The organism is Flavobacterium hiemivividum (assembly GCF_004349145.1).
GTDB lineage: Bacteria > Bacteroidota > Bacteroidia > Flavobacteriales > Flavobacteriaceae > Flavobacterium > Flavobacterium hiemivividum.
This window is the reverse complement of the sequence record NZ_SMFO01000002.1, coordinates 350530-362430: the sequence shown is the minus strand read 5'-3', so window position 1 is coordinate 362430 and position 11901 is coordinate 350530. Positions and strand designations below refer to the sequence as shown.

At 33.8% G+C, this 11901-nt stretch carries 8 protein-coding genes; 1 reads left to right on the top strand and 7 read right to left on the bottom strand.

Annotated elements, in window-relative coordinates; genetic code table 11:
• Nucleotides 1-2: 2 nt before the first annotated feature.
• Genes E0F98_RS05585 through E0F98_RS05555 form a run of 7 tightly spaced genes read right to left on the bottom strand, consistent with a single transcriptional unit; the run spans nt 3 to nt 9554 of the window.
• On the bottom strand, nt 3-4337 hold the full coding sequence (locus E0F98_RS05585; protein WP_132109632.1) for a CusA/CzcA family heavy metal efflux RND transporter: 4335 nt from the start codon (nt 4335-4337) through the stop codon (nt 3-5).
• A 58-nt stretch (nt 4338-4395) separates the two neighbouring features.
• Nucleotides 4396-5790 (bottom strand): sensor histidine kinase, encoded by a 1395-nt coding sequence (locus tag E0F98_RS05580; protein ID WP_132109631.1) that lies wholly within the window; start codon nt 5788-5790, stop codon nt 4396-4398.
• Nucleotides 5791-5796: 6 nt separating this feature from the next.
• Nucleotides 5797-6459, bottom strand: coding sequence for a response regulator transcription factor (locus E0F98_RS05575; protein WP_132109630.1), 663 nt, complete (start codon nt 6457-6459; stop codon nt 5797-5799).
• Nucleotides 6460-6470: 11 nt separating this feature from the next.
• Nucleotides 6471-7916: a DUF3570 domain-containing protein gene (locus E0F98_RS05570; protein ID WP_132109629.1), complete on the bottom strand. Its 1446-nt coding sequence runs from the start codon at nt 7914-7916 to the stop codon at nt 6471-6473.
• A gap of 9 nt (nt 7917-7925) precedes the next feature.
• A complete protein-coding gene (locus E0F98_RS05565) occupies nt 7926-8135 on the bottom strand; it encodes a DUF4266 domain-containing protein (protein ID WP_132109628.1) in 210 nt (69 codons plus the stop codon).
• Nucleotides 8128-9117, bottom strand: coding sequence for an FAD:protein FMN transferase (locus E0F98_RS05560; protein ID WP_132109627.1), 990 nt, complete (start codon nt 9115-9117; stop codon nt 8128-8130). The genes E0F98_RS05565 and E0F98_RS05560 overlap by 8 nt, the downstream gene beginning before the upstream one ends.
• A 2-nt stretch (nt 9118-9119) precedes the next feature.
• Nucleotides 9120-9554, bottom strand: coding sequence for a thioredoxin family protein (locus tag E0F98_RS05555; protein WP_132109626.1), 435 nt, complete (start codon nt 9552-9554; stop codon nt 9120-9122).
• A gap of 211 nt (nt 9555-9765) precedes the next feature.
• On the opposite strand from E0F98_RS05555, the gene E0F98_RS05550 reads away from it, so the two are divergent.
• The gene (locus tag E0F98_RS05550) at nt 9766-11859 is read left to right on the top strand and encodes an LTA synthase family protein (RefSeq protein ID WP_132109625.1); all 2094 of its coding nucleotides are present in this window, start codon (nt 9766-9768) and stop codon (nt 11857-11859) included.
• Nucleotides 11860-11901 lie beyond the last annotated feature (42 nt).

Genomic DNA, 11901 nt, shown 5'->3' with positions numbered 1-11901 from the left:
TATTAGAAATTAAGGTATTGTGAATCGAGTTGGGTTGCATTGAATTGAAGTACGTTGTCTAGGTATTCAACTTGAATAGCTGTTGCGTTCTCTAAACTTTGAATATATTGGAAGAAATCAATTTCTCCGTGTTTATAACTTAAATTCGCCACCTTAATAATTTCATCCGATAACTTTTTTCCATATTGTTTGTAATAATTTATTGCTTCCTGGTACTTGGCTAATTCGTTCTTTTTTTGTTGAATAAACTGCTCTCTCTTTTGTTCTTCGTTTTGCTTTTCTTGCTCCCAACTTTGTAATTCTAACTCAGCCACTTTTGATTTTGAAATATTTCCCGAGAATAAAATGGGAACCCCAATTCCAATTTGAAAACCATTTAATGATTGTGACAATCCTGTATTCGAACCTCTAAAATATTCTAAATGCAAATCTGGCAGCCAATGTTGTTTTTCAAGTTTGATTTGATTTTTATAACTAGCCGTAACACTCTCTAAATAGGCATTATGAATTCCAGTACTTAATTCTTCAGTTGTATTAAATAAGGGAGTAATCGAATTGTTTTTTACAGCTATTTTTTCATCCGTTTGAATCAAGGAATACAACAAGTCATACTGTGCTTTTTTATCATTTTCAATTTGAGACAAGTTTGTTTTTATTTGTCTAAATTTGGCTTGTGCGGTTATTTTTTCTAAATAATTGGTTTCACCTAATTCAAAACGTCTATCACTTGCTTTTGAAAAATTTTGATACAAACTATCCAAATAGAAATATAACTTTTCACGGTTTTGTATATACGCAATATGATAATACACTTTAGAAATTTCTAACGAAAGTTTGTTTTTTTGAATTTCAAAGCTGGCTTTTTTCTTTTTATATTCCGTTTCATAAACTTTTTTCTGAGCTCCATAAACCGTTGGGAAAGAAAACCTTTGTTGTGCTCCAAAGATCTTCAAAGGTTCATTATTAGAAGCCAGATTATTTTGATCATAATTGTAATAAATAGTGGTTTTTTCAAAGGTGTAGGCAGTTTTTATACTAGCCTGGTACTTGTCTACCTGCAATTGAATGGCTTTTATGCCTTTATTATTTGTAATACCTTTTACTATTAAACTATCTAATTCGGGATTTGAATTTTGTGCAAAGGCAAACGAAGTACTCAGCAACAATAGAATTAGATAGGTGTTAGTATTGTGTTTTTTAAATTTTGCCTTTTTAAACTCTTTTCCATCAAATACCTTGAATAAAATAGGTAGCACTACCATGGTCAAAATTGTCGCTGTAAATAAACCTCCAATTACGACTGTTGCCAAAGGTCTTTGCACTTCTGCTCCTGCAGAAGAAGATATTGCCATTGGTAAAAAACCTAAGGCTGCAGCGGCGGCCGTTAGCAAAACAGGACGCAATCGATCGGTCGTTCCTTTCAGTATGAGTTCATCAATGTTTTTCATTCCTTGATGTTTTAATTCTTTAAAATGTTCAATTAATACAATTCCGTTTAAAACTGCAATACCAAAGAGCGCAATAAAACCAACACCCGCTGATATACTAAAAGGCAATCCTCTCATCCATAAAAATAACACTCCGCCTACTGCCGAAAGCGGTATTGCTGAATACACCATTAAGGCTTCTTTGATCGAACCGAAAGCAAAATACAATAAGATAAAAATCAAGATTAATGCAATAGGTACGGCAACCAACAATCTGGCTTTGGCACTTTGAAGGTTTTCGAATTGTCCTCCATACTGAACGTAATAGCCTGCAGGTAGTTTGATTTTTGTATTCACAATGTGCTGGATGTCAGTAACCACACTTTGTAAATCCCTGTTTCGAACATTAATTCCTACTACTATTCTTCTATTCGTGTTATCTCTTGATATTTTGGCAGGACCTTCTGTGTATTCAATGTTGGCTAATTCCTGAAGTGGAATCTGTTCCCCATTAGGAGCTGAAACATATAAATTTTTCAAGTCATTAATATCATGTCTATTGGTTTGATCCAAACGAATCACCATATCAAATCGTTTCTCACCTTCAAATACATTACCCACAGTTTTTCCGGCAAATCCGAGCGCAATCATATCATTTAGTTCCGAAATATTTAAACCATAACGAGCAATTTTAGAACGGTCGTAACACACGGTCATTTGAGGTAAACCTTCCGTTTTTTCGATAATAACATCTGATGCTCCTTCTACCTTTTCAATGGCTTTTTTGATTTCATGTGCTTTTTGAGCTAATACATTTAAATCTTCACCAAATACTTTTACGGCCACATCAGATCGAGTCCCCGAGATTAATTCGTTAAAACGCATTTCGATCGGTTGGGTAAATTCAATTTCCATATTTGGAATTTGTTTTTCAATCGCTGCTTTAATTTTATCTGCCAGTTCATCTTTACTTTCTGCTGATACCCATTCTGATTTTGGCTTTAGCTTAACTATTACATCACTTTCCTCCATACTCATAGGGTCAGTAGGAACTTCGGCAGCACCTATTCTGCTCACTACTTGCTCTACTTCTGGAAAGTTTTTTAGAATAATTTGTTCTATTTTAGTCGTGGTAGCAATCGTCTTTGTCAAGGAAGTTCCTGTCTTTAATACGGGCTGAATCACAAAATCTCCTTCGTCTAATGTTGGTATAAATTCCCCTCCCATAGTGCTAAATAAAACTACTGCCATAACTAATAATCCCAATGCGCCGTATAATACTTTTTTAGTATTCCCTAAAGCCCATGTTATGACAGGAAAATACCACGAATTAAATTTCCGTATTAATTTACTGGAAAACGAGTTTGTATTCTCTTCTTTTGGTTTCAAAAATAGCGAAGAAACAACCGGAACATAGGTAAAGCACAAGATCATCGCTCCCACTAAGGCAAAACTAAACGTCATTGCCATAGGTTTGAACATTTTACCTTCGATTCCTGAAAGAGAAAGAATTGGAATAAAAACAATTAAGATGATCAATTGTCCAAAAATAGCCGAATTCATCATTTTTGAAGCACTTTTATAAGTAATCTGATCAATTTCTAGTTGACGGTCTTCCTTAGACATTGGTCCTAATTGGGCTGCTTTACTGGCTATCTGAAAAGCTATAAACTCAACGATAATTACCGCTCCATCAATAATAATTCCAAAATCGATAGCGCCTAAACTCATCAAGTTTGCATCTATTCCAAAAATATTCATAAATGATATCGCAAATAATAAACATAGCGGAATCACAGAAGCCACTACCAATCCAGAACGCCAGTTTCCTAACAATAAAACCACGACAAAAATTACGATTAGACAACCTAAAATAAGGTTCTCAGCAACTGTAAAAGTAGTTTTAGCAACTAACTCACTGCGCTCTAGGAACCCATTTACATAAACTCCGTCTGGCAATGATTTTTGGATTTCGGCAATTCTTGCTTTTACGTCATTGATTACCTGTTTAGAATTGGCACCCTTCAGCATCATCACCTGTCCAAGTACCTTCTCCCCTTCACCGTTACCGGTAATAGCACCAAAACGATTTGCATGACCAAAACGGACATCAGCTACATTTTTTACATAAACTGGCATTCCGTTTATATTCTTAACTACTATATTTTCAATATCGGCTAGCGATTTCACTTTTCCTTCGGCTCGAATAAAATAACTCTGATTTACTTTTTCGATATAAGCACCACCGGCAATACTATTATTGTTTTCAAGCGCCGTAAAAACATCTGTAGTACTGATGTTCATGGCTTTTAACTTAGAAGGGGTTAATGCAATTTCATACTGCTTTAAATAACCGCCCCAAGTATTTATTTCAACTACCCCTTTTATTCCCGATAATTGGCGTTTTACAACCCAGTCTTGAATGGTTCTTAAATCAGTTACAGAATATTGATTTTTAAATTCAGGTTTTACCTCGAGAGTGTATTGGTAAATTTCGCCAAGACCGGTAGTAATGGGTCCCATTTCTGGAGTTCCAAAACCTGCTGGGATTTTCTCTGATGCCGCTTTAATTTTTTCAGCAATTAATTGGCGCGGTAAATAAGTTCCCAAATCATCGTCAAAAACAATGGTGACCACAGATAAGCCAAATTTTGAAATAGATCGAATTTCTATAACACCAGGCAAATTTGCCATTTCAATTTCTACTGGATACGTAATGTATTGTTCGATATCTTGAGTAGAAAGATTTCGCGAAGTAGTAATAACCTGTACCTGATTGTTGGTAACATCTGGGACAGCTCCTATAGAAATTTGGAAAACAGAATAGATTCCGAATCCAAATATTCCTAAGGTAAACAGTAAAACAATAAGTTTGTTTTTAAGACTAAAAGCAATAATTTTTTCAAGCATTTTTTACTTTATTTTATTTTTCAAAAATACAGTAAATCGGTAAGGATTGTCTTAAGAACTACTTAAGGTCTTCTTTATAGAAGCTTAACATTACTGCCGTTCCAATATTTTCCTGACTTGAAATTCGAATGTCAATACTTAGTAATAGACATAACTTTTTCACGATTGATAGTCCCAATCCCGTTCCTTTAATTTCAGGATGCTCTGTTGAATTAGATCTGAAAAATTGATTAAAAACTTTTTCAACATCCTTAGAAGCTATCCCAATACCTGAATCGATTATACTGCATTCGATTATATTATCATTTTCTGTTATAGTAATAGCTAATTTAGTATTTATATCCGAATATTTTAATGCGTTAGAAATTAAGTTATTTATTATTATTGAGAATAAATAAATATCCGTTTCAATATAATAGTCCTTTTTAAATTCTGCTGTAACCTGAATATTTTTAGTTTGAATTGTATTCGAATATCTTGAAATTGAATCTAGAATAACTGCATTTAAACAAATTTTTTCCTTCTTTAAGCTTTGTTTTTGATTTTCAAATCTCGCAAGCAGCAGCAATTGATCTACCAGATTGTTTAAGCGGTTCACTTCGGAAATACAATAATTAATTTTTTCTTCGTACTCTTCAACGTTTCTTGGCTTTCTTATTAAAACCTCCAGCGTTCCTTTTATTACGGTCAAGGGAGTCCTTAATTCATGCGAAGCGTCAGAGGTGAATTCTTTTTCTCTTTCAATGGTATTTTCGATTCTGTCTAATAAGTTATTTATTGTTTTAGATAAAACGTAGAGCTCATCACGGTTTTGAGGCAATGGAATTCTAGAAGTCAAATTATCTTTGGTAATATTATTAGAAGTTTCTATAATAGAACTAATTGGTTTTATACTTCTCCCGGCAATAAACCGTGCAATCAGAAAAAGTACAATTAGAATTAGAGGAAAAGCAATCATTAGCACTTCAGATAAGTTTTGAAGGACCATTGAAGCATCTTCCAAAGACATTGCAATCAATAAATAACCTATTTTTTTTGTTTGGTTGTATATTGGAATCTGTATTTGCCGAATTTTATTGCTTAATAATTTGGTGTCAAATAGCTCATTGTCGTCGATATTCTTATGAAGTATTAAGTTTTGTTTTTTTAGGTTGGGTGATTTTTCAATTAAAGAACCATTATTATCTAAGAATTGAATAAAAACAGGGTTGACATCAACAGTGTTGTGCTCTCTTTCTTTCCATTCTTCGACATGAATAATAAAAATAGTGTTATCTCTTATTTCAATTTCGTTCATGTGATTCTTTACCTCTTTGCCAATATCATTATTGAGATGATTGTAAACGCTGAACTTTACAATGGAATAAATAGTAAAAAACACCACAAAAATCAATAAAGCTGTGGTGATAATATAGTTGAAGGCAATTCTATTTTTAAATGAAAATTTTTGCATTAGTACTTAGTCATTTGCAATGTAACCTACACCGCGAACTGTTTTTATGTAATCTTCTTCGATTTTTAAATTTAACTTTTTACGGATAGCATTGATAAAAACATCAATGACACCAGTATCATAATCAAAATGAATATCCCAGACATCTTCTATAATTTGATTTCGGGTACATACTTTCCCTTTGTTTTTGACAAGGTAACACAACAGATTAAACTCTCTATTGGTTAGCTGTACTTCCCTTTCATGGGATAAAACGACATGTTTTGCAATATCAATCTGTATAGTGCCAAGAGTTAGAATATCTTGTTCATTTTGATTTCGGAAATGAATTTTGATGCGTTCCACTAATTCTTCAAAACTAAATGGTTTCTTAATATAATCATTAGCTCCCGCCTTTATCCCTTCAATTGTTTCTTGAACCGTGTCCTTAGCCGTCAAAAATAGTATCGGTGTGCTAGTGTCTTTTTTTCGAATAGCCTTACACAAATCCAATCCACTCATTTTAGGTAACATCCAATCCAACAAAATTAAATCAAATTGGTGTTTCTGTATCAATTCAAATCCTTGGAGTCCATCAGAAGCACTCGTTATTTGGTAGCCTTCCTCCTCTAAACCTTGTTGGAGAAATTGTACAATACCCGCTTCATCTTCCACTATTAAAATATGCATATTCTTGTTTTTTATTCCAATAAAAATTTAAAACCTAAAGAACCAATATTTGCCGAAAGGCCATCACTTCGAGTGTAATGATTCAATCGTAAATCTATTGATTTTAATCCTAAAACAAAGATTTTAGCTCGAGTAAAAATATCAGTATAAGTGAAACCTAAACCATATTGACTGCTGTCGAATTTTGATAAGTCATAATCCGAAGTATAATATTTCTCTGTTGAAAGATGTTTTTCATAGGGAGCAAAATAATCTGAAGCCGTTTGCGTATAATAACGGAACATGGGATAAGCAGTGAAACTGGAGCTAATTTTAATAGGTAACTCAATTGATACTGTATGCGCTTGAATACCCCAATTGTCTTGATAATATCTATAATAGGTTCTGGCAACGACAAATTCATTGATATAAAAATTGAGTCGTGCTCCTATCGGAATTTTAAAATGGGTACTCGGTAGTCGCTCTTTGTCATCGGCTAATTGATATACTCCTCTATTTTCTGAAGTGGTATATACTGGAATATATTGCGATTGACCTATGTAATAATTTGCTTTATCAGCAAAATAGACTCTCTGATAAGGAGTTCCCAATAAGCCTTCTTGTTGCAAAACATCCATAAAAACAGACATTTGAATCTTCTTTGTCAGTATTTGAGAGAATGAAAAGGAAGCCGAGTACGAATTTCTGTTTGACTTATCGTAAGGTTTAAATGCCGATGGCAAATACCCATTTGATGTAGCACCGTTTTGATCTAAAATACTAACCCCTACCAAATATCCTTGATTTTGAAAATTTGCACCGTACTGCGCATATTCATGAAGCTCTGTTGGATATATCGGTCTCCACTGGTCTAAATAAGCATTGACTTTTATGCTTATCTCGGTGTTTTTCTCATTAAACAACTTGGTAAACCCTCCTCCAAAACCAATGGAAGTATAATCATACTCATTCGAAAAAGAAACATCAGCACTCCAAATGTTATTTCTATTATCGGAATTATGACTGTAATTTACACTAACAGAAGCCAATTGATCGCTCTTTGAAGCTCCCGATGAAGCTTGCCATGGAGTGCCATACGTATTAGTTGCAGCGGCATTTTTTCCAATTGCCGTTCTATCATCATCATATCCAGCTCCAGAAGCCCCCGTTGCATTAAACGGATTAATATTGCTTGAAGAGGCAGAAGTATAAGCCGAAATCCCGACATCAAAAGTTAAGACATCATCCTCATTTAGCGGAACGGCCACAACAATATTTGAAGCTAAATCAGATAGTTTTTCTGAACCTATTCCACCGCTAACGGCAGAATGCGTCCCATCCTGATTATAGTAACTTAGTAATAAATCCACTTCGGTATTTTCTAAAACTCTCTTTTTAAAAGTGGTCGTTGAATCTTTAACTTGGGCAACAACAGCCATGTTTATTAACAAAGCCATCGTAAATATTATTTTTTTCATCTTGCTATATTAATTACAACCACATCCACCACCAGTTTTTCCGCCATTGGCACCTGCTGCAGCCTCACGATATACCTGAAAAGTGGTTTCGTATTTCTCAGAAGGTTTTGCCGCTAACTTCATGTCAGGATCGTTAATGTATAATTTATCATATTCCTTAACTGCAACACAAGATTGCAGGGTAATCAAAACGATTATAAAAAGAGCTAATCTATTCATTGTTGAATTTTTTTAAATCTATATTTTTTGATGCAAATATTTTGCCCTTATCATCGACATATATGCATCCTACTCCCGGTAATTGATTGACTAAATCTAATCCTACGTCTACTCCCATTACAAAAACACCCGTTGCTAACGCATCAGCAAACTCTGTTGATTTTGCAAAAACCGAAACGCTAATCACTCCTGAAGCAGGATAACCAGTTCTGGTATCAATGATATGTGAATATCGTATTCCGTTAAAAGTCACGTATTTCTCATAACTTCCTGAAGTCTCTACAGCGCTGTCTTCCAGCGGAAAAGTGGCGAAAATTTTGTCCTTATTTAACGGATTTTTAATTCCCACTTTCCATTTTTCTCCATTGAGCTGTTTTCCCCAGGTGTTGATATCCCCAGATATATTTACGATTCCGGCAATCACACCTTTCGAAATAAGTAATGCTTTTATTTTATCGGCAATGAATCCCTGACCAATTCCGCCCAATCCTAGTTTCATTCCTTTATTTTTAAGGAAAATTGTATTGTTCTCAGCATCTAGCATTATATTTTTATAGCCCACCTTCTCCACTGATTTTTTAATTTCCTCCGGTGTAGGCATTTTGGTCATACTGCCATCAAATTTCCAAATTTTATCCATCGAGGCACAACTAATATCAAAAGCTCCTGAGGTTAATTCAGATATTTGTATCGAGCGCTGCACTAAATCAAATACTTCTTGAGGCACTTTAACTGGTTTTATTCCAGCATTTCTATTGACGTCAGAGATTGGCGTCGTCGGAATCCAGTCTGAGATTAAGTTCTCAATGCGAGACACTTCGGCAACAGACATGTCAATATAAGCATCGGCTTCCGGAATGTCTTTGGCTTCAACAATCATTTCAAAGGGACTACCCAACATAGACAATGTTCTTTTTTGGGTGACTTGTCCAGAGACCACGACACCAACAAATAAGAATAAAATTAAAGATAGCTGTCGCATTATTATTTTATAAATGAGTTAAGTAGTTGGATATATTCTGTAGGAGTTACGTTTTTATAACTGGTCTTACCCAATACTTTTCCGTTAGAATCCAAAATAACAACTAATGGAAAAATACCGTCTTTATTATACATTTCAGCCAAACCTTCATTTTGTTTTTTAAGATCAGCCTCCAGTTGATTTTGTTTTTTCTTCGGAAAATCAGCACGCTCTAATACTAAATTAGTTGCAGCATATTCCTTGAATTCTGCAGATTGCCAAATGTTCTTATCTAATTTTATACAGGGTGCACACCAGTCTGATCCTGAAAACACTAATAAAATTGGCTTCTTTTGACTAACAGCTTCATTCTTTACGAGTTCAAAATTTGTTTTCCAATCTTGAGAATACCCTAGACTTATCACAAAAAGGAATACTATTACCATCACTTTTTTCATTATCATTTTAATTTTAAATCGATTTTTATTAACTCCTTCAAAACCAATTGGTAGGCGGTCTTTTCTCAACACTACCTAATCTTCATCAAATGTAACTCTAAATCAAAATCAATATTGTTAAAAAATTCTCATCTTAAGTGAAAATTAAGAATGATTGCCCTTATAATTGAACGATTTATAAATCTAAATACCTTAATTTGTAAAAAAAAACATGTCGTTCTATAAAAAATTATCCCCTTTTTATAATCTTATTTTTTTCTACGTAACAGTTAGTTTCATCCTAAGAATCATACTGCTCTTCCATCCCATCACTGATACCTTGTTTATTTGGACAGATGCCTTAAAGATTTTTATCTTTGGTTTCGTTTCTGATGTTTTTGTTTTTATACTCGCCAGCGGTTTCTTATGGTTGTACTTGATTTTTATATCTAATGGGAAATACCTAAAACCCTACGGCTACATTGTCTTTGGACTATTTATAACCTTATTTCTTTACATAGCTTCAGGAAAATCAATTCTGAATGAATATGGAGGTGAATTACCAAAGATTGGTCTTATATTCGTTGGGATAAAAACGTTTTTATTTGGACTTTTACTTTTTGCACCAAAACACCGTGACAAGATTAGATATTGGCTTTTTGCCTTCGTTATGTTTTTATTTGTTGTTTTGATATTACAAAATGCGATTAGTGAATATTTTTTCTGGAATGAATTTGGAGTAAAATACAATTTCATTGCGGTTAATTATTTGGTTTACACCAATGAGGTAATTGGAAATATTATGGAGTCCTATCCTGTAATTCCTTTGTTTTCTGGACTTTTTATAATAGCGGGGATCGTTACTTATTTTATACTAAAAGGATCCCGAAGTTATATTGACAACATTCCCACATTTGTTGAAAAAATTAAAATATCAGGAATTTATCTTGTTTTGTTCGGACTGTCATTATTGGCGATTCCATTTTTAGCTACCAAAGAAAATTCGCAGAATATTTTTTCAAATGAATTACAGTCCAATGGAATCTATAAATTTTATTTGGCTTTTATGAATAGTGAATTGGACTATTTTAAATTCTATATAACACTACCCGAAAAAGAAGTTTATGCCTTACTAGCTCAACAAATAAATGGGATTACTGGAGAATCTACTTTAAGAGAAATTAAAAGTGCCGCTGCCGAGAACCATAAAAATGTAGTTTTAATCACTATCGAAAGTTACAGTGCTGATTTCATGAAAACGTATGGAAACGAGGAAAATATCACGCCATTCTTAGATAGCTTAGCAACACAAAGTTTACTTTTTACTAATTTTTATGCTTCAGGAAATAGAACTGTTCGCGGTTTAGAAGCGGTAACCTTATGTATTCCTCCTACAGCTGGAGAAAGTGTTGTGAAAAGACAAGACAATAAAGATAAATTCTCAACAGCAAGTGTTTTTAAAGCGAAAGGATATAATGTGAAATACCTTTACGGCGGAGATGCTTTCTTTGACAACATGGAAGATTTCTTTTTAGGAAATGGTTATGATATCGTAGATAAGAAAACACTGCTACCGCAAGAAATTACATTTTCTAATGTGTGGGGTGTTTGTGATGAAGACATGGCTAACAAAGCTATTAGAGTCATGAATGAAGAAGCTAAAACTGGAAAACCATTCTTCAACCATTGGATGACGGTAAGTAACCATAGGCCATTTACCTATCCGAACAATAAAATTGATATTGCAGGTGATGTAAAATCACGTGAAGGTGGAGTTAAATATACAGATTATGCACTAAACAAATTCTTTACAATGGCCAAAAAACAGCCTTGGTTTGCTAATACTGTCTTCGTGATTGTATCAGATCATTGTGCATCCAGCGCTGGAAAAACCGAGCTACCCGTTGATAAATACCGAATTCCAGCCATGATTTGCAGTCCTGGATTTATTCAGCCGCAGCGTTACACCAATTTGATGTCGCAAATTGACATTATGCCCACCTTGTTTGGGCTTTTAAATTTTAACTACCAAAGTAAATTCTTTGGTCAAGATGTTTTAAAATCAGATTACAATCCAAGAGCGTTGATTGGGACGTATCAAGATTTAGGAATGATCAAAGAAAATGTTTTAACCATCATCTCACCCAAACAAGAAGTAAAACAATTTAAATTGACTTTATTACCGAAAGCTGGAGTTGAGAGTGATTTCCAAATCTATTACGATCAAAAGCCTTTGAAAAAAGAAAGAACCGACTTGGTACATGAAACAATCTCTTACTATCAAGTAGCTTCGGATATTTTGAAGAAAAAGAAATACCAGAAATAACTAAATCAAATAGAAAAGCCTGTGAAAAACGATTTCACAGGC